Source organism: Lacibacter luteus, from assembly GCF_004118265.1.
Lineage (GTDB): Bacteria > Bacteroidota > Bacteroidia > Chitinophagales > Chitinophagaceae > Lacibacter > Lacibacter luteus.
In genome coordinates, this window is sequence record NZ_SDHW01000001.1 from 861,032 (window position 1) to 886,545 (window position 25,514).

A 25,514-nucleotide genomic window follows, 5' to 3' on the forward strand; every position below is an offset into this window, starting at 1 on the left:
CTATCGCACAATATTTACAATACCGTGCATTTTTTTTCTGCCATCGCCAACATCAAGCACCCATGCATACGTGCCGATGGGTTGTTGTTTACCATTAAACATCCCATCCCATCCTTTTGATGTTACTGTTGATTGATAAACCAATTGACCATACCTGTTATACACTTTTACCGATGCACCCGGATATGCATTCAACACTGCTATTTCCCACACATCATTCAAACCATCTCCGTTTGGTGTAAACGCATTGGGTACAAAAATATCTTTCACCACTTTAACAAACACATCATCAGTTGCTTCACATCCGTCTTTTGATACAACACGAAATGTATACGTAATATCAGCAAGCGGTGCAACTTTTGGTTGCAGCACAAGATTATTTTCAATTGCTGTAAGCGGCAACCATTCATAACGCAAACTATCGCCTTGTGCAGCAGCATTAAGAATGATCGACATGCCGGATAACAAGGTTCTGTCCGGCCCGGCATCTGCAACAGGTTGCGGATATACTTTTATCAACTGCTCTGCATAAGCTGTACAACTGTTGCCTGCAGTAAATGTATAACGAATGGTATGTGTGCCTGCCTTTGCAATGGCAGGATCAAACAAACCGGCAGTATTAACAGCGGCTCCACTATAACTACCGATGCCAGACAAACCACTTATCTCTGTTGCCTGTGTTAATGTAAAAAGCATTGCATTTTCACATACAGCAGGCAATGGAAGAAACTGTACAACGGGACTTGCTTTTAATGTAACTGTTTGGCTGAGCTCATTTACACAACTGATGCCGGAATAAACAACATACCGCAGCTGTACATCCTTTGTTGCAGGACCTGTGAAAGCAGGATAACGATGCGTGTAGCGCTTGCCTGCAGATGGTAACGAATCAACAAACTTTAATGAAATATCATTCCCGTAATCCCAATACACTTCAATGCGTGTAATGCTTCCGAAGTTCACAGTCGATTGATCCTGCAAAACAAGATCCGTATTGCTGCAATAACTTACAGCCGGATCTATCCCGAATTTTGCAACAGGTTGTGAACCGTTTACTGTAAAATTCTTAAGCGTATCTTTTACACAACCATCTTTCGATGTAACTGTAAGTTTAACAGGATAGATGCCAACTGCCTTATACGAATGATCAGGCGATACAAGTGTTGATGTGTTCGTTGATGCAGGCATTGCATTTGCATCGCCAAAATTCCAGAGATGTGTAAACAAAGATTCACTGCCGTCTTTAATTACGGATGTATTGATAAATGTTGCAAATGAATCGGCAAGACAAATAGCAGGCACTATAAAATCAGGTTCGGGCAAAGGGTTTATTGTTACATCTTTTGTTATGGGTTGACTTTTACAACCCACTACATTTTCAACTGAAAAACTTACGCTGTACTTGCCTGCTGTTGCAAACACATGTGAAGGATTTGAATTGCTTGTGGTTGTACCGTCGCCAAAATTCCAATTCCATTTTTGCAAGGCTTGCCCTCCTGTTATCGACCTGTCGGAAAACTGTACACTGTTTTTTTCGCAAAGCGGTGCTGTCATACTGAAATCAGCAACAGGAGTCGGATGCACAACTACAGCAAGCGAGTCGTTGTTTACACAGCCGAGACTATCCGTTACTGTTACATAATACATTCCGCTATTTGCAACAACAGTATTTGTGATCTGTAAATTATTTGCAGTTCCGGAAACTGCGTTCGGTCCGCTCCAGCTGTAGCGGTTACCACCCGTTGCAGTAAGCAACAAGGTATCGCCTGCACAACGTGGGCTGTTACTTCTGATTGTTACAACAGGTAATGGATTAATATTCACAGTGATCGGGTTCGACGCAACCCGACAGGTTGTAATACCAATGTTGATGCTCTCTGCAATCAACAACCGATACAAATATTTTCCGGGAGCAGTAGTTGTGCGTGTGTACGATGCTGTTGTTGCTCCGGCAATATTATTCCATGTGCCGCCATTGTTTGTACTCAATTGCCATTGATAGGCAGTAGTAACATAACAGTTTTCAACAGTCGATTGAAACGTAAGCGAACGAAGATCATCTGCACATAAGTTGATCGTATCGCCCGATATTCCTGCTGCACTTGCTTTTACTGCAGCGCCTGCCGGACGAAATGTAATATCATCCAAACCAAGATCGTTCCCTACTCCACCAGGCGAATTGTTACGCATGCGTAACACAACCGACGACACTCCTGCAGGTGTTGTAAAATATAAACCGTACTGTACCCATGTTGCAGGATTCGTCATAGGAATATCGCCTGTGTTGTAAGAACCCAGCACCGTTCCGTCAAGCTTTTCAATTGTGAATGTGATATTGGGTTTAATACCGGTAACGCTGCACATGTTCAGCAACCATGCAGCAAACTGGTAAGTTGTGCCGGCACAAAGTCCGTTAATGGTTTGTATATAAAAATTACTTGGTTGATTGGATGCATTGATCAACATATAATAACCATTTGCATCACCAGTATGATCGGTAGCTGTATGCCAAACAACATCATTCGGCCAGCAACCTGTTGAATAATTATTGATCGAATAATAACCATCGGGAGGACAATTTGCTCCCTGGTATTGCAAACTGCTGGTTGTGCCTGCAGGCAATGGCGGTCCATAGTTTGCGCCGGAACCAAACGCAACGTTTACAATAGGATCGCCTAAAGAAGTGCGGCATGTTTGTGCTTTCACCGATGCAGTAATGCAAAGCAAACAAAGAATGCTTAAAAACAACAGATATAAACGCATGAATGTATTCTTCAGCAAAAAGCTTTTGTTCTTTATTAATCTACTTTTTCAGAAAATAAAAACTCTCTTTATCGGCTACAGGTTTATCAATACCCAATTGCTCATCCTTCACAAAACTAAATTTGATAATGGCTGTTTTACGTGGCCCTGTACTGCTGTCGGAAAAATGTGTATGAAAAACATACAACAGGTTATTTTGCGCATCTGTAAAAAAATCGCCATGTCCTGTACCATTAATGCCAAGCAAGGAACGACTGATCAATGGCCCGCCGTTGTATTTCTTCCAAGGCCCATAAGGTGATGTGGCTGTTGCAAAACCAACAGCATAATCAGGATTACGAAAATCGTTTGCTGTGTAGAACATGTAATAAAGTCCGTTATGCTTTAATACTGTTGGGCCTTCTGTTACCGGCCAGGGAGCATTCGCTGTGTTTTCCCATTGTTCTGTTGCATTGATGCATTCCTTTACTGTTGCCGGTTTAATAGCCGACAAATCATCTTCCATTTCTGCAACAAAAATCCGGTTGCCGTTTGTAAGCCTTACATGATAGAGATATTTCTTTCCATCATCATCTGTAAATACAAAGGGATCGATCTGTTTAACAGGTGCATCCAATTGCTTTATTGTTTTTTGTGTAAACGGTCCGGCGGGACTTGTTGCTTTTGCAATTGCGATCTGTTCATCTGCAACATAGGCCATATAAAACGTATCTCTCTGCTGAAAGATATGCGGTGCCCAAAAACCCGACTGACCAAATGCTTCACCTTTCTTTAATGCATAGCCTTCCTGTGCGGCTGATCTTTTCCAGTTGATAAGATCGGTGGATGTATAGACAATAAATCCACTGTTTGCATTTTCATCTGTTGTGCCATAGAGATAATAAACACCGTTGAGATGAAAGATACATGGATCAGCAAAATAAACCGTATGCGCATCTTTAACCGGGCGCTGTGCAACAGCAGTTGTAACAAACAGCTGCATCAACATTATGCAGCAGACAATTCCTTTTAAGTTGTGTTTAAATACGTTCATTCTACAGTATCATTTACTTGTGCGAACTGCAACAGGTTTTGCTGTTCGCCTTGTTCGTAATTTGTTTACAATAAAAAATCCTATTTTCTTTCCTTCGTCTAACCCATTTATAATGGATGGCATGTAATGAATGCCTCCGTAAAAACGACTGATAGCAGCTTCCTGTGCAGCTTCATTGAACGAGTTGAAATGACGAACAGGAATATTAAATTCAAGTTCGGTTGAATCGTCGTAAGAAAAATGATCGCCGAATAGCTGTGTTAAGATCACAGCACTTGCAGATGACACTACACTATGTCCACTTGTATATTCAGGAAACGGTGGTGTTTGCAGCAGTGGTGTCCATTCTTTATTGATGTGCTGATTGATGTAGGTCTCCGGTCTGATGACTCTGCTTCTGTATTTTTCATCCCAGCAACTGATAAAACTATCTGCCAATCCTATTGCAACTTTCACATAAGCTTCTGCCGATTGCACCAAACCTGCAGCAGCTTTCTTGCAAGCCAATGCAGTGATGTTTATCCAATGACCTCCCGGAGAAATTTTCTTGGTTGCAAACATCACATGCCCGTTAATATTCATCTTAAACGGATTGCAATCCCAGAAGTTAGCGATCTCCGTTTGTTCATTCGTAAGCTTCAACCGTATTTCATACACATCATTTGCTTCTTGGTAAAAACGGCTTTCTTTATCAGTAGAAAATATTGTTGGTCGTGCAGGTTTAAACTGTGCTGCTGAATCAATAACAAAAGTTCGCAGCTTATTCCAGTTTGGTTCAACTGCTTTCATATAAGCAGGCGGTGTTGGTTGCCAGCTTCGGTTATCATTACTCAACGGATATTTCGCAAGTGCTCTTGTTTCTTTATATTGATCCTTCGAAGCCCAGAGAAGTATTTTTTCAGCAATTATTTTACCATAAGCAACAGAGTTGGCATACACCTCATCCGGCATGCCTGCATTTTTTATTTCCTCCATCATTGCAGCATGCTCTGTTTTTATTTTCTGTTCAGATATAACCATTGCCTCTGCTACCAGCAACATTGCATGTACTGCAGCAAGTGCGTAACTGTATTCTTTTCCTGCTGTTGGTTTGGGTAAAGATGAAAGTCCTTTTAATTGTCCGCCAAACGAAACAAAACCTGCATCTGCATGATGTGCAGCTTCGTAAGCTGCAACAGCAACATAAGCATAAATACGACTGGCAACGGGGGGAGAATAAATATCATGCACCATTACATCGGTTACCTGTTTCATTGCACGATGCAGATACACGGGGCGCTCTGTTGTACTTCGCCAATCAGTTCCGCCTTTTGCAAACGATCCTGCAAAGATGAGTAACAGTAAACTAAAAACGCATTTCTTCATACAACAACAATCGTGGCAGCAAACTACCTTATCTGCGCCTGCCGCTTTATTCTGAAAGTATCTTTTCTTATACAAAACTATTCAGGCAGCAACCTGTACAACAAGTGCTGCCTGAATAAACTTATTTATAACGTGAAGCTGCAGTTTATACGTTTAACAGCTGCGGCTTTTCTTTATACACTTTCCATAAAAACTCACCAAAGATGGTATTGGCCCATGCAAACCACGAACGGGTGAATTTCTTTGCATCATCTTTATGAAATGCTTCATGCATAAACCCTGTGTCGCCATGCGATCTTTGCAACATCTCTACGCACTTCTTAATTTCCTGTTCGTTTGAACTGGTAAGTCCACGCATCACAATACTTAATGGCCAGATCATATCCACACCAACATGCGGCCCGCCAATACCCTCGCCTGCTTTTCCTTTAAAATAAAACGGGTTGTATTCGCTCAGCAATAATTTTCTTGTGTTGATATAAACAGGATCGTTTGCAGCAACTGCTCCTAAATAAGGCAACGATAAAAGACTCGGCACGTTGGCATCGTCCATCAAATTAAAACTGCCGTAACCATTTACTTCATACGCATACACTTTTCCAAACTGCGGATGGGTTACAACGCCGTATTGCTTAATCGCTGCTTCCACTTCTTTTGCAAAGGCAGTACATTCATTTGCAAAGGCAGCATCTTTATAAACAGCGGTAAAAATTTCAGCCATTTGTTTTAAGCTTACTACTGCAAAAAAGTTTGCAGGAATAAACAACGGATAGATCGTTGCATCATCACTTGGCCTGAACATAGAGAAGATCAAGCCAACCGGCTTTGCCGGATAACCATAACCACCTAAGGGCACACCATCGGTTGCCCAGCTTGTTCTCCGTTCGAACTTGTAAGGCCCTTTTCCTGTTTTACGTTGCTGCTCACGGAATGTTTGCACAATCAACTTTGCAGCTTTGTTCCATGTTGCATCAAATACCGAAGTATCATTGGTTGTTTTCCAATACCTGTATGCTAAACGTACAGGATAACATAAACTGTCGATCTCCCATTTGCGTTCATGAATACCGGGCTTCATGGTAGTGTGATCGGTCTTCCACTCGCCTTCTTTTGTTTCATCGTTATAAAACGCATTGGCATAAGGATCTTTGTTAATGCAAAAAGCCTGTCGGTTAATCACACCGGCAATCAACTCCTGCAATGCTTTGTCTTCTTTTGCAAAAGAAAGATACGGCGATACCTGTGCCGTACTATCCCGTAACCACATGGCATCAATATCACCGGTAATTACATAGGTATCAGGTCTCCCGTTTTTTGTACCGGTATAAACAGTAGTATCTAATGTATTGGGAAAGCAGTTGCCAAACAACCAGGCCAGTTCTTTGTTTTTTACTTTCGATGAAAATTCTGCAATTGCTTTTTCAATAGCTGCACTTTGAAAATGACGTTTGTCTGCTGCCACACGCACAATAGGGAAATCAAATCCACTACCTGCAAATGAAAAAGAAGGATTTAATAAGACGCCTGCTCCTGCAATACTTGTGTTTCGGATAAATTGTTTTCTGTTCATAAAACTTATTTTGATAAAGAGAACGGTTTGCTGTTATCGCTCACGCCTCTTTTTAATTCGGGTTTTGAATCCATTACCAACTGCAATGTACCACCATTCATAATATCTGCATAGGTGATCCAGTTCTGATCGAATGATTTTCCATTGAGTGTTGCAGACTGAATGTAAACACTTTCTTTATTGTTATTTTTTGCTTCGATCACAAACTGTTTCCCGTTTTCTAATGTAATCGTTGTTTTTTGAAAAACAGGACTGCCCATTACATACTGATCGGTTCCGGGACATACACTGTAAAAACCCAATGCACTCAATACATACCACGAAGATGTTTGTCCCTGGTCTTCATCGCCGGGATAACCATTCTCTGTTGCATCGTATAATTTCTCCATTACATTCCGTGCATGGTATTGTGCTTTCCACGGTTCGCCGCTGTAGTTGTATAAATAAACCATGTGCTGTATAGGTTGATTGCCGTGTGCATATTGCCCCATGTTCGCCATCACCATTTCTGTCATTTCATGGATCATGCCACCATAGCTTCCAACGTTGACGGTATTGGGAACAGAAAAAACTGAATCGAGTTTTGCATTGAAGTTTTTATTGCCACCCATTAAATTGATAAGTCCCTGCACATCGTGAAAAACTGACCATACCCAATGCCATGCATTTCCTTCAGTGAAAGGTCCGCCCCACTCAACCGGATCGAAGTTGGGCGCCCATTCACCATTTGCTTTACGGCCACGCATAAAATTTGTTGAAGGATCGTACACATTTTTATAGTTGTACATCTGCCTTGCAAAAATGTTTTGATAAAATGTATTGCCTGTTGCTTTTGCTAACTGATAACCGCAGAAATCATCGTATGCATACTCCAATGTTTTTGCTGTTGCTTCACGCACTTCGGGATAAGGCGCATAACCTAACTGGTAATATTGCTTCCATCCATCTCTTCCGTTTGCAGGGCCCCATGGGCCTTTGTTGGTTGCTTCGTTGAGATATGCTTTCAATGCTTTTTGCGGATCGAATGTGCGGATGCCCTTTGCCCATGCATCAGCTAACAATGAAATTGCATGATTGCCGATCATACTTCCGGCTTCGCCGGGAAAACTCCAGGAAGGCAACCAGCCACATTGTTCCTGTGCATCGAGCAAGGCCTGCATATAACGGCCATGCATAGTCGGATACATCAATGCATTCAGTGGAAACTGTGCACGGAAGGTATCCCAGAAACCGGTGTCGGTAAACATGTAACCCTTGTGTATTTTTCCATCGTAGGGACTGAAGTAATATGGGTTGCCGTCTTTATCATATTCATAAAACTGCCGTGAAAACAAACTTGCCCTGAAGAAGCAGGAATAGAACGTTGCTTTCTGTTCTTCTGTTCCTCCTTCTACCAAAATGCGACCGAGATGTTTGTTCCATATTGCAGCAGCTGCGGCTTTAGTATCATCGAGTGTTTTATGTGTAGCTAACTCTCTTGTTACATTCAACGTTGCCTGTTCGGCACTGATGTAAGATGATGCAACTTTCGCCTGTACGATTTCACCATTTTTAAACTGAATATATGCACCAATGCCGCCACCTTCGCCTTCTGTTGCATTTTCGCTGATGCTGTTATTCCTGTTTTCCCAAGTGCCGTATGCTTTGAACGGTTTATCAAAATGAATTTCGAAATAACTTTTAATGAGATTGCCTCTGTTGTCTTTATTATTTTTTACATAACCGGTGATCTTTTGTTCTTTTGGCCAAATCTTAATTCCACTGAAACCGGTATAACCATCCAGCACCAGGTAACTCGCACCTGTTTTTGGAAAACTGAAACGCAGATGAGCACCACGTTCTGTTGGCGACATTTCCGTTACAATACCGTTATCAAGTTTTACTTTGTAATAATGCGGCTTTGCAATTTCGTTTTCATGTTTAAAACCTGTGGCCCGTTCATTTTCGTTTACAACCAACTTTCCTGTAACAGGCATAAATGAAAACACACAATAGTCCGTTGTCCACGAACTGCATTGATGCGCCTGCTGAAAACCACGGATCGTTGTTTTAAAGAACTGGTATTTCCATCCATCGCCGTTCCTGCCTGTTTGCGGCGTCCATGTGTGCATAGCAAAAGGCAATGCAGTAGTGGGATAGGTATTGCCACGAGTTAATTCGTGTTTTGAATTTGTACCCTGTAATGTATTTACATACTCAACCGGATCTTTTCCTTTTGCCGTACTACCAATAACTGAAAATTGAAGCAGTAAAAGGAAAAAGAAGAAACGATTCAACCGCATTCGTTGTTGTTTTTAGTTTGAAAGATGATTGATGCCTGCATATTTTTCCAGCCATGCAAAACGTGCAAGCATTTCCAGCATGCCGCCTTGTGGTACAAGATGAAGCGGATGATCTTTGCCAAACAAGCCCAGTTCATTTTTGTTGTTTGCAATGGCATGATCTACACACTGCTGAAAACCTTTGATATACTTTGTGTCTTTATTGTATTTTAACAGATGCTGGTAGCCACGAAGCAGTACTGCATTGAACCAGTAATCGTCACGAAATTTACCATTGCCATAAAAGTATGAAAGTGAACTGTCGGCAATAGCCGTTGCTTCCTGCAAATACTTTTTGTTGCCTGTGCATTCATACAGATACAAATTTGATTGCAACATAGTGCCCGTGTTATAAGAGAACGTCCACTTGGTGATCTTCTGATCTTTCACACTCATGTTATCATAATACAAACCGGAAGGCGTTTTCAATGTCTTGTTTACCCAGTTATATAACAGCAAAGCCGTATCGAGATAAGTTTTCTTTTTTGTTGCCTGGTATAATTGCAGTGCCAGGATAATACCCGGCCCATTAGAACAGGTATTCTTCGATACTTTTTTATTCTCCTGCCAGTACAAACCACCGGTGAGCACCGTATCGAAGCCCGTCATCATGTAAGTGTAAATTTCTTTACCGATGTTGAGATGCTGTTGCTCTTTGTTATGGCTGTAAGCATCCATTGAGGTGATGCCGATCCATTGGTTATCATCATAAAAACGATCGCCGCCTTTTAATTTCATAATATAGGATGCATAGCCGGGTGCAGGCGGCGCAGGATCGTAATAATCACGAATGATGCGTAACATCGGATGCACTAAATCTGTTTTCTTATCCAGCTTCTCAATTTCATGTACTGCCTGGTACATCGCACAAATGGGCCAGAGATAAGAATATGGATTTTCATTTGGCTTGGGCGACACTTCTTCTTTGTAATACCCGGCTGTACTATCGTAAAAGTTTTTTTGAATAGCAGCCTGCAGCTGCTTCATTTGTTTGTAGTAATAATCATTTGCCTGTTGCTGCTTTTGCGCAACAGTCAGGTTCATTACTAAAAAGAAAACAACTACGGTTAAACCTGCCGGTTTTCGAATATGCATATACTGTTGATTCATAAAATTAAAATCGCTTTATAAGACATCTCTTTTCTTTCCACTGAAACTTGTAACAACTATTTTCACTGCATCTTCCTCAGTAAGCATTGTACGTGACGATTGCGACAAATAAGTTGAGCCATAATAAAATTCAACTTTTCGTTTTGTACCATTCTTATAACTGATCTCTGCACTTGCATCATCAGCCTTTAGCTTCAATCTTTTTACAGGCTGTGCATCTTTTGCTGTTTTATTGAACAGCAGCAGACTATCCTGGTTTTGTGTAACGATCCATACATCTTCATTGCGTGCAGTAGTGATTTTTGCCAACCCTTTTGCATCGCCTTTAACAAAGAACCCACTCTCCGTTACCGTCATTGCAGTGAAACCTCCTTTACCATCTCCTCTTAAACACAAACCATTAAATGCATCGTGCCTTCCGCTGTAAGGCTCCATATCATAATCGTTACCAACAAGCAACAGATCTGTATTACCATCGCCATCTACATCATCGGTCTGCATTCCGAACAGCGGTGCTGTTTGTGCCTGCAATGGCAAGGGTTTTATTTCAAACATTCCATTGCCTTTGTTTTCGATATAACAGCTTTGCATTTCAGTCGCTTCCTTTTTAATTGCGCCCTGCCTGTCTTGCACCGTCCACAATTCATTCATCGATGCAAGTCCGTACGATGTGTAGGTTGGATATTTTTTGCGGATAGAGATCAGTTGTGTAGACAGATCATCTTTTGCATGCATCGGAAAAGGTTTTCTTGTTCCGTCTGCTGCTTTCATGTAACAAAAGATCATGGCATCTAAAGAACCATTCTTATCCATATCCTTTGCAAACAATGTCATCGGCTCGGCAAAGCTTGCTTTGTAATTCGAATTCAAACCAAGATTACCTGCCACATAATCCGTATCACCATCCTTATCAAAATCTGCAGCTACAAGACTGTTCCACCAACCAACATGCTTACTGATGCCGCTGTTGTTCTGCACCACAAATGCAGTTCCTGTATTTTTTGCAAACGTAACAGGCATCCACTCTCCTGCCAATACAAGATCAATTTTTCCATCATTATCAAAATCGCTCCACAATGCATCGGTGATCATACCCATTGTTTGTAAGGCCGGACAAACAAGATTCGTAACATCGGTAAACTTTCCTGCATTGTTTTTATAAATAAAATTCTTTGGTGCAGATGGATAAGCGCCGGAAACTACACGACCACCAACAAACAGATCAAGATCACCATCTTTATCAAAATCGGCAGCACGCACGCAGGAACCATTGGTTACTTCTTTTGGCAATGCGGTAAGCGACTGTTTGAATTTTCCTTTTCCGTTGTTGATGTACAAACGATCCTGCGCTGCAACATGACCCGGCGGAATTTCGTAACTGCCGCTCACCGTGTACAGATCGAGATCGCCATCGTTGTCTGCATCAAAAAACAATACAGCCGCTTCCTCTTCCAGCTCTGTTTGTTTACGTTGAATAGCCGACGTATCTTTTTTGAAACTTCCATTTGCAGACTGCAAGTAAAACACTCCGGGATTTTCTGATGTACCGCCTATATAAAAATCATCATAACCATTGTTATCAATATCGCCCACTGCAATACCGGGTCCAAACTGGCTAAGCTTATGCGGCAACGTTGATTGAATATTGTAATCGATAAAATCTTTTTCTGTTGGTTTATAAGATAGATTATACAATGATGCGGCTGGTTGAAACAACGTTTGCATTGAACCTGTTACCGGCATAGCATCCCGTTCTACTGCATAAGCAATCGTAAGCAACTGATCAGTTTTTACATTGCGTACAACCTGTATTTTATTATCAGGCCATGTTACAACAACTGAATCAACAACTGCAACAACTCCTAAGCCAAAATGTGCACGGCCATCAACTGTAGATAAATAACCACGAGCAGGCTGATGCTCGTAAAACTGTTGCTTGCCGTCGTAATACAAATGAATGGATGCACCGATTGCATGTTTGTTCAAGCCATTTCCTTTCAGCTGCACAACCAGCTGATGATTTGTTGATTGCTGCTGCTGATTCAATGTATTTTCATATACAAAAGCAACGCTGTTAATATTGTTTACCACAAATTCAAGATCACCATCATTATCCAGATCGGCATAAGCAGCACCGTTTGAAAAAGAAGAACCGGTTAACCCCCAATCAGCAGTTGCATTTTTAAACTGCAACCCGTTTACATTTTTAAACGCATAATTGGGAATATGTACCACAGGTAATGTATTGGCCATTGCAAGCGACAGATCGTTCTTTGCGCCGCTTTGACCGTTATCGTATGCGATGTAATCAAGATCGGTTACATCCCGTGGCAAACCATTGCTGATGATGACATCCCTGAAACCATCATTATCAAAATCGGCAGCAAGCGGGCACCAGCTCCAATCGGTTTGATAGAGTTCGGCCATAAAACCAATATCGGAGAACACAGGATGACCAAGTTTTGTTGGTCCGCTGCTTAACTGCAACACATTGCGTACATACTGGTGCTGGTAATTAAATTTTGCACTGTTGAAATAATTGTAATACTCGTTTCCGGTAAACATGCGTTTCTTGCGCAGATTATCTTCGGGCAACATTTCCAATGAAATAAGATCGGGAAAACCATCGTTGTTGAAATCAACCACATCGGTTCCCATTGCATTCCATGCTGTGTGCTTAAAATAGTCATCAATTTTATTTGTAAATGTCCCATCGTGATTATTGATGTACAACAGATCGTTCGAAACAAAATCATTCGCCACATAAATATCGGGCCAGCCGTCATAATTAAAATCAGAAACTGCAGCAGCATGCCCCCATCCTTCAATTGAAATACCCGCAGCACGTGATACATCGGTAAATGTTTCATTGCCATTGTTACGATACAACCGATCGGTATTCATTGCAGAACCATCTGTAAGCTTCGGACGAAAATGGATCGGTGTTCGTGGATCGTACAATGCATTGGTCACCTGGTACAGATCGAGATCACCATCTTTATCATAATCGAAAAAATATCCCTGTGTACTATAGCCTGCATCATTCAATCCATACGCAGCGGCTTTTTCTTCAAACACAGGAATACCTTTTTCATTTAACCCTTTGTTGATGTATAAGAGATTTGTTCTGCGGAATGCATCTTTCCTGAACGAAGCTGATACATAAATATCCAGCCAACCATCAGCATTAATATCTACAACAGAAACACCGGTACACCATCTGCCACTACCACCAACTATTGCAACATCGGTAACATCTTCAAACTTCATTGCTCCTTTGTTGAGATACAGTTTGTTTGAAACCATATTGCCGGAAAAATAAATATCCTGCAATCCATCGTTATTAAAATCGCCGATGCCCACACCGCCGCCGTAATAAATATTAGCCTGTGTTAGAATATTGAGCGAATCGCTTTCGGTAATGGTATTGCTGAATGTAATGGTTGATGTTGAAGCGGGAACCGATTTAAACAACGGTTGTGCAATAAGCGGCGTGGCCGACAGCAATTGGAATAAGCAGATCAGTACGTAAGGCAATCGTTTATGCGGACTCATAAAGGAGTGAAGGAAAAATAAAATCGGCTGAATTAGTATGCGTTTTATTTCAATCTTCATTCAAATTGTAGCAGGCATAAAAAAGCAGGCATCTCCAACCTGTTACGGTCAATGATGCCTGCCTGTATGTACAGCTGAAAACGCTGTTTAGTTGATCTTTACTTTGGGGTTGCTGTATAGTTTCTGATGCAGCTCGAACAATTTATTCAGCGGCATTTTAATTTCTTTACGGTCGTACGTTAAGATGCCGTTTGTTTCCACTTCCACATCAGTTGTTTGTGTGTAAACCGCAGCAGACAATCCTTTAGTGATTAAATCGGGAATACGGTTTACAAACTCTGCATACCTGTTCCACAACTCGGTGTTGTTTTTAAAACTCTGGTAGCCCCAGTTGTTTTTTTCCTGCCATGTATGATTTTCAACAGGCAAGCCTAACCCACCAAATTCGCCCAATACCAGCACCGTTGTTTTACCAAACATATCGGGATGCGGCATTAATGGTTCGGGATAATTGTGCAGATCGGTAATATGTCCCACATCTTCAAAATTACCACCACTTGCTGTGTTCACTAAACGTGATGGATCTTTTTGCATCGTCCACTCAACAATTTCTTTTGTTTTGAATTGGCCCCATGCTTCATTGAACGGAACCCACACAACAATGCTCTGGAAGTTGTGCAGATCCTGCATAATTTCTGTCCACTCTTTACGGAAGATCGATTCTGATTCTGCAGTACGTTGCTTATCGGTTGCACGGCCATAAATGCCCGGACGGTTTTCCCAACGGTTACCTAAGTCGCCACTCGGCATATCCTGCCACACCAACATCCCTGCTAAATCGCAATAGTAATACCAACGTGCAGGCTCCACTTTTACATGTTTACGGATCATGTTAAAGCCCATCTCTTTTGTTTTGTCGATGTCGAACTTCAACGCTTCATCTGTTGGTGCAGTGTATAAACCATCAGGCCACCAGCCCTGATCGAGTGGGCCGTATTGAAATACAAACTGATCGTTCAGCAGCATCCGCTGAATTCCATTTGCATCGGCCTTCATTGAAATTTTGCGCATAGCGAAATAACTTTTCGCTTCGTCAATTGTTTTGCCTTTACGCAGGATGGTATACTTTAAATCGTAAAGGAACGGATTTGCAGTTGACCATAATTTTGGATTGGCGATTGCCAGCACAGCTTCACTGTTTGTCGTAACCGTTTGTTCTGCCACTTTTGTTGAACCATCCCATGCACTTACAACCAACTGATCGCCTGGTTGCATATTCTCCAGCTTTGCACTTACGCTTACCGACTTTTTATCTACATCAGGAGTTTGTTTTGTTTCGGCGATATAAGTTGATGCAACAGTTTCAGCCCATACTGTTTGCCAGATGCCTGTTACAGGTGTGTACCAGATACCATGCGGATTTTTTACCTGCTTGCCTCTTGGCTGAGGGCCTTCATCAGACGGATCCCAAACACGAACAGCGATATCCTGTTTTGCACCTTTCTTTAATGCAGTGGTGATATCAAACGAAAACGGATCGTATCCACCCTGGTGCGAACCAACTTCTTTTCCATTTACAAAAACCGTACACTGCCAGTCAACCGCACCAAAATGCAGTAATACATTTTTTCCTTTTGCAGCAGCAACTGATACGGTTCGTTTGTACCAAAGTACACTGTCTTTTCCTACTGTTTTACCAACACCTGATAAAGCAGATTCAACTGCAAACGGCACAAGAATTTTTCCTTGTGTTGCTGCAGGAATCGTTTGTTCACTCTTGGGAAGAATAGCATAGTCCCAACTACCATTAAGATTAACCCAGTTGTTAGTACGTACTAATTGTGGTCTTGGATATTCGGGCAAGGGGTTTGCCGGGTTCACTTTTTCGGCCCATGGCGAAGTAATTTTTCCCGGTACAATTTTCCACTCCTGCTGCGCATGTGCAATATGTGCAGAAAGGAGTAAGAGGATGGCAAGCGATTTTTTCATGTTCATATAAATAAGTAAAACAAATGTATGCGCTCAACTTGAGCAAATCTATCAGCTGCAAAATATTGGCAATCTCATTGAACAACTAGTTCAATTGTTTCTAAAGTTTGTAAATGTGTTTCAACATTGAATTTATACATCAATGCCAACACTGTTGCTAAAAGTGAAAATTAATTTTTAGGCTTCGGAAAAACCGCATGTGTAAATGCCCATGTACGCCATTGTGCAGCTAACTTTTCTACAACGGCCGGATATTGTTTTGAAACATCGTTGAGTTCTGTTTCATCAGCGTCGATATTATACAATCGCCAGGTAGTATCGCCTGACAATGAAACAAGTTTCCAGTCACCATCACGCACATATCTTGCTCTGAAATGTTCGTTGTACAGCACTCTTGCCTTTTCTTTTGCATTGCCTTTAAATGCAGGCACTAAACTTTCGCCTGTGTAAGGCGTAATGTTTTGTCCTTTGAATGTTTTAGGATATGCAGCAGAAGTAAGTTGTAAAAATGTTGGCATAAAATCCATTACATGCCCAACCTGGTTTGAAAAACTTCCTTTGTTAGAAATACCTTTCGGCCAGAATGCGATCATAGGTGTACGAACACCGCCTTCGTACGATTGTTCTTTTGCAAAACGATAAGGTGTGTTGGCAACATTAGCCCAACGCTGACCGATTGACGCAAACGTTGTTTCCGGTCCGGGCAATACATCTTTGTTTACAGGATAATAAATGGTACGGCCATCTCTTGTTTGGTTGGGACGATCGAAACCGGGACCATACCTTGCACAGTCTTCCGGACTTGCACCATTGTCACTTAAAAAAAGAATGATTGTATTATCGAGTTCGCCTGTTTCTCTTAATGTTTTAATGATGCGGCCAATACCCTGATCCATCCGATCGATCATAGCTGCATGCACAGCCATTGCATGTGCATCCCAATCTTTGTTGGGATTGTTTGCCCAGCTGAGATCGTTATTGATGCGGGGCGATAATTTTGTTACTGATGAATCGATCAAACCTAAGCGGATCATTTTTTTATAACGTGCTTCACGAATGGCATCCCAACCTGCTTTGTAAGTATGTTCGTATTTCTTAATATCCTCCGGCAATGCATGCAAAGGCCAATGCGGTGCTGTTTGTGAAACATAAATAAAGAAAGGTTGCTCTCCTTTGCTGAACTCTTTGATATACGTTACAGTTGTATCGTTGATGGCATCGGTATGATAATAACCTGCCGGCACTTTCTCCACGGGCTTTGTAGCATTTACCAAACTGAACGGATCAAAAAAATCAACCACACCAAAAATATTACCGTAATATTTTTCAAAGCCTCTGCTTGTCGGGTATTGTTCAACCGGTGAAAAGTAAGGATGTGTTGTTTGATGATTCAACCATTTTACCTGCTCTTCTTTTGTTGGCTGTTCAATGGTATTCGATACATGCCATTTGCCTGTCATCGCTGTACGGTAGCCTGCAGCATACAATACTTCAGCAACTGTAACTGCATTGGCTGTAATAAATCCACGATAACCTTCTTCTTTTCTTGGCGTGGTCATTTCACCAATACCTGCCTGGTGATTGTATAAGCCTGTAAGCAGCGATGCTCTTGTAGGGCAACAACGGGATGTATTGTAAAAATTGCGGAAACGCAATCCGTTTGCAGCGAGGTAATCGAGATTGGGTGTTTGTATTTCACCACCGTAACAACCAAGATCGGAATAACCAAGATCATCGGCCATGATGAGTATAATATTCGGACGCTTATCCTTTTTACCGGCAGTTTTATTTTTTGCTGTTTGTGCAAACCCAATTGCCGATATGAACAGAATGATAATTGTTGTACTGTATCGTTTCATCATGACAAGATCGTTACTCCTTTTTAATCTTACTGGTATTCGTATTTATTCAGCGAATACCTATGTGCGTAAAGGACATTAAAAGCGCTTTAATCATTTATTCAGGCTGTTTCAAAGTTTTAGCATTCTGTTTCAGTAACAAGCAGGCTATAAATTTCTTGATGAATACAAAAAACTGCTGCCGTACTTTTAGGATATTTAGTTTCTGTTAGACTTTTATACCATTTCATTGAGTTATTTTTATAAGCAGCAGAAGCGAAGCAATCAATTAATATTTCATTCTTACAACACATGAAACGAATGCACAAAAGGCCAACAGCAAAAAATATAAAGCAGGTAATTGCGGCTGCACTACTCAGCAGTTGTTTAACAACGGGAGTTGTTGCACAGGCAAAAAAAGACACAGCAAGTTCAGGCAATCCCCTGTTCAAAGGTTGGTATGCCGATCCGGAAGCGATCATCTTTAAAAAACAGTACTGGATCTTCCCTACTTATTCTGCGCCTTATAACAAACAGGTTTTCTTTGATGCATTCTCATCAAAAGATCTTGTTACATGGACAAAGCATGAACGCATTTTAGATACAGCTGCTATTAAATGGGCGAAGCGTGCAGTGTGGGCGCCCTCGATCATACAAAAGAAAAACAAGTATTACCTGTTCTTTGGCGCCAATGATATACAGAACAATAACGAGTATGGTGGTATTGGTGTAGCAGTTGCTGATAAACCACAAGGGCCGTACAAAGATCATTTAGGCAAACCGCTTGTTGATAAATTTCACAACGGTGCACAACCTATTGATCAGTTTGTGTTTCATGATAAAGACGGCAAGTATTATCTCATCTACGGCGGATGGCGTCATTGCAATATTGCGCAATTGAAAGATGATTTCACTGGTTTTGTTCCATTCAGTGATGGCACAACCTTTAAAGAAATTACACCTGAAGCTTATGTTGAAGGTCCGTTCATGTTTATCCGCAATGGCAAATATTATTTTATGTGGTCAGAAGGTGGATGGACAGGCCCGAACTACAGTGTAGCTTATGCTATTGGTGATTCACCTTTTGGTCCATTCAAGCGTGTTGGAAAAATTCTGCAGCAGGATCCAAAGATCGCAACAGGTGCAGGACATCATTCGGTAATTAATGTACCGGGCACAGATGAGTATTATATTGTGTACCATCGCAGGCCTTTAACAGAAAAAGATGGTAACTCAAGAGAAACCTGTATTGAATATTTATCGTTTGATGAAAATGGTTTTATTAAACCTGTTGTGATAACGAATGAAGGTGTAAAGGCAAGAAAGATAAAATAATTGCATCGTAATTCAATTAGATTGCTTCGTACCTCGCAATGACGTTTTTCAGAACAACTAACTATTTGGGAGCGTCATTGCGAGCCTTGTTTTTTGGCGAAGCAATCTCATTCTTTTAGAGTCATCAACAAAACATGAGACTGCTTCGTTCCTCGCCGTGACGAATGCCTAAAAAACAAGAACGGCAACTGGAAAGTTGCCGTTTCATTTAACTGCTGATGCTTAACCCTTAAAACTGCTGTGGGCTTTTTTTTGCCCTGTTCTCTTATGGGCTTTATTTCTCGATAATCATTTGCCATGTTTATTCGTCATCACAAATACGACCTCACCACCATTCATCAGATCGGCATGCTTGATGGCTGTTCCTGTCATTGCTTTACCATTAATGAGAACAGATTTTACATACATGTTCTTTTCGCTTTGATTCTGTACAGCGATCTTTAATTGTTTCCCATTCTCCAAATTGAAAACAGCATTGTTTACAATCGGACTACCTATCTCGTATTCATCTGACCCAGGTGCTACGGGATAAAAACCCAACGAACTGAAAATATACCAGGCACTCATTTGTCCGCAATCATCATTACCACCCAAACCATCAACCGTTGGTTTGTATTGATTGGCAAGAATGCGACGGATCAGCTGCTGCGTTTTCCAAGGCTTGCCTGCAAAATTGTATAAGTAAGCCACATGATGCGCCGGTTCGTTACCATGTACATACGTACCAATAATACCTTCACGTGTGATGTCTTCTGTTTCTGCAAAATATTTATCCGGCAGGTACATGGTGAACAATGAATCCATATTCGCCAAAAACTTTTTGGTGCCACCCATTAACGTAATCAGATCAGTTGGATTGTGCGGCACAAAGAAACTGTAGTTCCAGGAGTTACCTTCGATCAATCCTTGTCCATGTGTGCTCAACAAATCGGCATTGGGCAAGAAGTTTCCGTTCGCATCTTTTCGTTTTACAAAACCATCTTTGTCGAATACATTTTTGTAATTCGCCGAACGCTTGATGAACTCCTCATAAATATCCATGCGATCAACTTTCTTCGCCAGTTGAGCAATTGCCCAGTCATCGTATGCATATTCCAATGTATTGGAAATGGATACACCCGATTTTTCGGAAGGGATATAACCATACTTGATGTACTCGCCTATACCTTCGTAATTGCTGCGCCGTGCAGTCGTAATACAAGCATTCAATGCAGCATTTGCATCTACATCAGTCACACCTTTTACAATAGCATCTGCAAGAACTGCTGCACTATGGTAACCACTCATGCACCAGTTATCATTTGCATAATGACTCCAGATGGGCAGCATATGCAATGCACTTTCGTTGTAATGCGCCATCATCGATTTTACCATATCGCTGTTGCGTTTCTGCTGCACAAGATTGTACAACGGATGCAACGCACGATAGGTGTCCCACAACGAAAACGTAGTGTAATTGGTAAAGCCTTCTGCTTTGTGATTATTCTGATCAAGTCCACGGTATTGCCCATCCACATCCATGAATGTGTTTGGTGCAATAAATGCATGATACATGGCCGTGTAAAAATTCTGCTTGGTTTCTTCGTTTGCATCAATTTTGATACGACTCAACTCTTTCTCCCATTTTGCACTTGCTTCGGCAACTGTCTGTTCAAAATTCCAATGCGGAATTTCGGTGCGGAGGTTTAACAAAGCACCTGCAGAACTTACACCCGACAGTGCAAACTTCATCTTTACTTTTTCGTTTGCTTTTGTATCGAAGTTGAAATAGAGTTTTAATTGCCGACCGGCGAGATCAGGAAAGTTTTCTTTCTGATTGAACTTGCGCCAGAAGCCACCATACATTTCCTGCTTTTCATTTACACTGCCATAACTTTTGATGGGCTTTGAAAACGTAATAGCGAAATAAACTGTTCTTGTTCTTGCCCAACCCAATGTTTGGCGATAACCGGTAATGAGTGTATCATTCTCTATACGCACAAAGGTCCACACATTCTTTTCCGGATAGTTGTAAATGCCGTGCACCATATCCAGAATAATATGTGCATCAGTTGTTTCAGGGAATGTGTATTGATGAAAACCTACACGTTCTGTAGCTGTTAACTCTGCTTTCACTTTATAATCATCCAGCACCACACTGTAATAACCGGGACTTGCCTTTTCTGTTTCATGACTGAAAGCAGAACGGTAACCACTTCTTGGCACACTCGCAACACCGGGATTCAATTTCAACGCACCAACTGTTGGCATCACTAAAAAATCACCGAGATCGGAATGGCCTGTACCACTGAAATGTGTATGACTGAACCCAACAATTGTTTTATCGGTATGCTGATAGCCCGCACAATACTTGTACATGTTGGGATTGTAACGTCCTTTATCTAAATATTGCAACGTATCTGTATCAGGACTCAACTGCACCATTCCAAACGGTACAGTAGCACCGGGAAATGTATGCCCCATTTTTGCTGTACCGATCAATGGATTTACATAGGACGTTAATTTCTGCTGCGCAGATGTTGTTACTGCGAAACCTAACGCAACAACCAATGCACCTGCTTTTATCTTACTCAACATCATCGCTCTGCTTTTAATTATAAGTGATCTCTACTTTTGGATTGGCTTTGTACTCTACCCACAACTCTTCAACTGTTTTGCCTGTGTTTGCTTTCCAGAAATCCGAAGAGTATTTATTGGTGCGTGCTGCATCATCGAGCTTCACTACAAAATCTTTTTGATAGTTCTGTGTTATCCATAACAGGAAACGTGCTGTAATGCGGTATGCATTATTGTAATTATGTGTTGCCTGTAATTCGGGCATTGTCCATTTACCTTTTACATTGTTGATGCCTTCTGTTGCACGCACATAATCGGCAATGCCTTCTGTAACCCAACCGGGCACATTGTTGAATTTATAGGCTTGTGTAACATGCATTAATTCATGTGTTACCACATCAATGTCTTCCGGGTTTTTATGAAACCATGCCGGGTTGTACACAATGCGATTGTCTGCAGTTGTTACGGCTACTCCATCATATTTCGGATCGATCACAAAGTTGATCGCCTTTTTTGCATTGAGATTATACTTCTGTATCAACTTAGGATATTGCAAAAAGAATGCATCGATCATACGTTGCTTGAATTCTTTTGTCAAGCTACTCTCTTCATCGATCATGTAAAGCGTTAAACCGTTTTTTGTAATGGTGTCAGGCTTTGCAGGCAATGTAATGGTTGATAAACCCGGAGGCTGAATGGCTTTTACTTTATCGTACAATGCTTTTTCATCTTTCGAAAACGAATAAGGCAGATCCGATTCTTTTGTTACTCTTGCTTTATCGGGTGCGCTGCTCATGTTCAATGCAAAAGAGCCGCCTTTGATCACATCAAAATACGAAAGCCATGTTTTGCTGTAAGCTGCGCCGTTTAATGTTTGTGTTTTAATGTAACGGTTGCTTGCACTGTTCGCAGGTGCGTTGATCACAAATTTCTTTCCGTCTTCAAATGTTAAGGTTGCTTTCTTAAACAAAGGCGCACCAATCACATATTGATCACTGCCCGGACAAACAGGATAGAAACCAATCGCTGAGAAAATATACCAGGCTGAAGTTTGCCCGTTATCTTCATCGCCACAATAACCATCAGGTGTGGGTTTGTACAAACGATTCATTGCTTCACGCACCCAGTATTGTGTTTTGTATGATTCTCCTGCATAGTTGTACAGATAGATCATGTGCTGGATCGGCTGGTTACCATGTGCATACTGTCCCATATTAGCGATCTGCATTTCACGGATTTCATGAATGGTACCACCATAATAACTGTCATCAAAAACTGGCGGTAATGCAAATACAGAATCGAGCATGTTTGCAAACTGCTTACGTCCACCCATGAGGTTTGCCAGATTATCAATATCATGAAACACACTCCATGTATAATGCCAGCTGTTACCTTCAGTAAAAGCATCACCCCATTTCAACGGATTGAATGGCGCTTGGAAATTTCCATCTGCATTTTTACCACGCATCAGCTTGTGGCCTTTATCAAAAACGTTACGGTAGTTGAGTGAACGTTGTGCGTACAATTCAATTTCAGAAGCAGGACGGCCTAACTTCTGTGCTAATTTGAAAATGGTGAAATCATCATACGCATATTCCAATGTACGTGCAACATTCTCGTTGATCTTTACATTGTAAGGCACATAACCCAACGCATTGTAATACTTCACACCATAACGACCAACAGCATGCATAGGGCCTTCGTTGTTAGCGCCATTCAGCAATGCTTCGTAAAGTGTATTAATGTCTTTGATCTTCGCACTCTTTAAATACGCATCAGATACAACTGAAGCAGAGTTGTTACCCACCATAATATCAGCAAAGCCGGGGCTGCTCCACTCTGGCAAGAAGCCTCCTTCTTTGTAAGCATTCAACAAACCTTCCTGCATTTCTTTGTTTACCGATGGATACATTAAGTTGAGGAACGGGTACAATGCACGGAATGTATCCCAGAAACCTGTACCACCATATAAAAATCCTTTCTCTACTTTACCGTTGTATGGACTGTAATGCACAATATTTCCTGTTGCATCTTTTTCGTACAGTTTATTCGGGAACATCACTGCACGGTAGTAGCAGGAATAAAATGTTTTCAGTTGTTCTTCTGTTGCACCTTCCACCTGGATCTTTCCAAGTACATTATTCCACAACTGTTGTGTTTCAGCTTTTACGGCATCAAATGTTTTGCTGCCTACTTCGTTTTTCAAATTCAGTTCGGCTTGCTCAAGACTGATGAAAGAGGATGCTGTTTTTACGATTACCTGTTGATTTGCTTCCGTGATGTTGAAACCAATGATGGCGCCTGTTGTATCGGCTTTTACATCCAGTCCATCTACATACTTATCTTTTGACCATACTTTTTTAAACGTAAACGACGTATTGAACTGGAGTACAAAATAGTTGGCGAAGTTTTTCAATCGTCCTCTTGCATGAAAAGTTGTGTAACCAACGATCTTGTTTTCTTCGGGAATAATTTTAATATAACTGCCTCTGCGGAAACCATCCACTACCACAAACGCACTATCAGTTGAATGATAGGTGATACGGAAGATAGCTGCACGTTCAGTTGGCGTTATTTCAGTTGTAATATGATGATCGGCCAGGTATACACTATAGTAATGCGGCTGCGCCACTTCTGTTTTGTGTGTAAACCAGCTTGCACGTTCTTCCTGTTTGAATACCGATTTTTTCGATACCGGCATAATAGAGAACACACCATAATCATTCATCCATGGAGAAGGTTGATGTGTTTGTTTGAAACCACGGATCTTATCGGCTGTGTAAGTGTATTGCCATCCGTTGCCATTGTCGCCTGTTTGTGGTGTCCACATATTCATCGGCCACGGTGTACCAATTGCCGGGTAAGTATTACCATTCGACAGATCGGGTTTTGATAACGAACCCATTAACGGGTTTACATACTGTACAAGATCTTTCACCTGTGCCTTTACTGCTGCTGCACATGATAGCGCTAATACGGCTATCATTACTTTTCTTTTAAACATGTTGATATGATCCTTTATTTGAATTGCGAAGTAAAATTATTTTCGACAAGAAATGTATTGATTGTTTCCAGAATGTATTCAATATGTTACAGATGGAAAATCGGTTTTTGCTTTGTTGAATTGTGTTTCCCATTCTGCCGGCCAGCCAAAAGCTGTTGTGGCAAGGGGTTTTAAATTAGCTCCTGCTGCCCCGCTCCAGAAGTGAATAAACTCACCCCAGTTTAAATCTCTTGTATATTGCCTGTTACCATCTTTCGGAAAATTAGCTGCAAGCAGCTTAAAGAATTTATTCAATACAGCACTGCCGCCATATTGATTATAAATTGGATAAAACCAATTCTTAAACCATTGTGTATTTGTTTGAGGGAAATTGTCGGTTGTGCCCATCATTAAATTATACCAACGGTCGGCATCAGCTGTACGGCCCAAGCCTTTGTATACATCGTAAATATAAATCTCCATCCACTTACTGTCTTTCCAGATAGCAAATGCAGGCGAACCTTTTGCATTATTGTTTGCACTTTCCACCACATGACCCACTTCGTGTGTAACAAGATCGAGATCGTTACCTGTACCAGCCGTCCATGCATTGAGGCTTGATGAACCGCAATCAATGACGTTTCTGTTATCGTGGCGGCTGCTGTAATAATAACCCGGATGACCGCCACTGTATTTGCCCGCATGAAAAATGGCATACAGTCTTTTATCAGATCCGAATTCGTAACCATAGGTTTTTCTTGTGTACTGCCACACTTCTTTTACAAATGTGTTTGGCCATGTAATACTTTTCTGTACATCATTATCAAAATATACTACCAGCGAAGTATCGTAGTACACTCTCGATACAAGCTGTGCATGATCGAACCAATGTTCCTGCCAGGTTGATGGCGGCACATCGTAATTAATAACAGGCGGTGGTGTTGAACCACCACCTGTTTGTTTCTTTTTGCAGCCCGATACCAATAAACCAACTGCCGATAAAATCATAATCAATATTGTGTTGAGCATATACTTTTTCATTGTGTATGTTCTGTTACCCGAAGTATTATCTGTGCAGTCGGCTATTGGCCAAAGA

The 25,514-nt window shown here is 41.3% G+C and carries 13 protein-coding genes; 1 reads left to right on the top strand and 12 read right to left on the bottom strand.

The window, feature by feature from the left end:
- The 9 genes from ESA94_RS03180 to ESA94_RS03220 all read right to left on the bottom strand — a co-directional run bounded on the left by ESA94_RS03180 (position 1) and on the right by ESA94_RS03220 (position 17,568).
- Positions 1-2,763 carry a PKD domain-containing protein gene (locus ESA94_RS03180; protein ID WP_129129405.1) on the bottom strand — a complete coding sequence of 921 codons (2,763 nt, stop codon included), beginning with the start codon at positions 2,761-2,763 and terminating at the stop codon, positions 1-3.
- 40 nt (positions 2,764-2,803) lie between these two features.
- Positions 2,804-3,745, bottom strand: coding sequence for a glycoside hydrolase family 43 protein (locus ESA94_RS03185; protein WP_240670973.1), 942 nt, complete (start codon positions 3,743-3,745; stop codon positions 2,804-2,806).
- 60 nt (positions 3,746-3,805) lie between these two features.
- Positions 3,806-5,161 carry a vanadium-dependent haloperoxidase gene (locus tag ESA94_RS03190; RefSeq protein WP_129129406.1) on the bottom strand — a complete coding sequence of 452 codons (1,356 nt, stop codon included), beginning with the start codon at positions 5,159-5,161 and terminating at the stop codon, positions 3,806-3,808.
- Positions 5,162-5,306: 145 nt separating this feature from the next.
- On the bottom strand, positions 5,307-6,731 hold the full coding sequence (locus ESA94_RS03195; RefSeq protein WP_129129407.1) for a glycoside hydrolase family 125 protein: 1,425 nt from the start codon (positions 6,729-6,731) through the stop codon (positions 5,307-5,309).
- Positions 6,732-6,736: 5 nt separating this feature from the next.
- Complete coding sequence (locus tag ESA94_RS03200; protein ID WP_129129408.1) at positions 6,737-9,013, bottom strand: GH92 family glycosyl hydrolase; 2,277 nt, start codon at positions 9,011-9,013, stop codon at positions 6,737-6,739.
- A gap of 12 nt (positions 9,014-9,025) precedes the next feature.
- A complete protein-coding gene (locus ESA94_RS03205) occupies positions 9,026-10,147 on the bottom strand; it encodes a glycoside hydrolase family 76 protein (protein ID WP_129129409.1) in 1,122 nt (373 codons plus the stop codon).
- Between the two features lie 30 nt (positions 10,148-10,177).
- Positions 10,178-13,777: a VCBS repeat-containing protein gene (locus ESA94_RS03210; protein WP_129129410.1), complete on the bottom strand. Its 3,600-nt coding sequence runs from the start codon at positions 13,775-13,777 to the stop codon at positions 10,178-10,180.
- A gap of 87 nt (positions 13,778-13,864) precedes the next feature.
- Entirely contained in the window at positions 13,865-15,712 is a 1,848-nt protein-coding gene (locus tag ESA94_RS03215; RefSeq protein ID WP_240670974.1) for a glycoside hydrolase family 2 protein, read from the bottom strand.
- Between the two features lie 164 nt (positions 15,713-15,876).
- A complete protein-coding gene (locus tag ESA94_RS03220; RefSeq protein ID WP_129129411.1) occupies positions 15,877-17,568 on the bottom strand; it encodes an arylsulfatase in 1,692 nt (563 codons plus the stop codon).
- A gap of 288 nt (positions 17,569-17,856) precedes the next feature.
- Here ESA94_RS03220 and ESA94_RS03225 point away from each other — a divergent pair, with 288 nt between their 5' ends.
- Positions 17,857-18,879 carry a glycoside hydrolase family 43 protein gene (locus ESA94_RS03225; RefSeq protein ID WP_240670975.1) on the top strand — a complete coding sequence of 341 codons (1,023 nt, stop codon included), beginning with the start codon at positions 17,857-17,859 and terminating at the stop codon, positions 18,877-18,879.
- A 288-nt stretch (positions 18,880-19,167) separates the two neighbouring features.
- Here ESA94_RS03225 and ESA94_RS03230 read toward each other — a convergent pair whose 3' ends face one another.
- The 3 genes from ESA94_RS03230 to ESA94_RS03240 all read right to left on the bottom strand — a co-directional run bounded on the left by ESA94_RS03230 (position 19,168) and on the right by ESA94_RS03240 (position 25,459).
- On the bottom strand, positions 19,168-21,459 hold the full coding sequence (locus tag ESA94_RS03230) for a GH92 family glycosyl hydrolase (RefSeq protein ID WP_240670976.1): 2,292 nt from the start codon (positions 21,457-21,459) through the stop codon (positions 19,168-19,170).
- Positions 21,460-21,469: 10 nt separating this feature from the next.
- On the bottom strand, positions 21,470-24,421 hold the full coding sequence (locus ESA94_RS03235) for a GH92 family glycosyl hydrolase (RefSeq protein WP_240670977.1): 2,952 nt from the start codon (positions 24,419-24,421) through the stop codon (positions 21,470-21,472).
- Between the two features lie 96 nt (positions 24,422-24,517).
- Positions 24,518-25,459: a hypothetical protein gene (locus tag ESA94_RS03240; RefSeq protein WP_240670978.1), complete on the bottom strand. Its 942-nt coding sequence runs from the start codon at positions 25,457-25,459 to the stop codon at positions 24,518-24,520.
- Between the last annotated feature and the right edge of the window lie 55 nt (positions 25,460-25,514).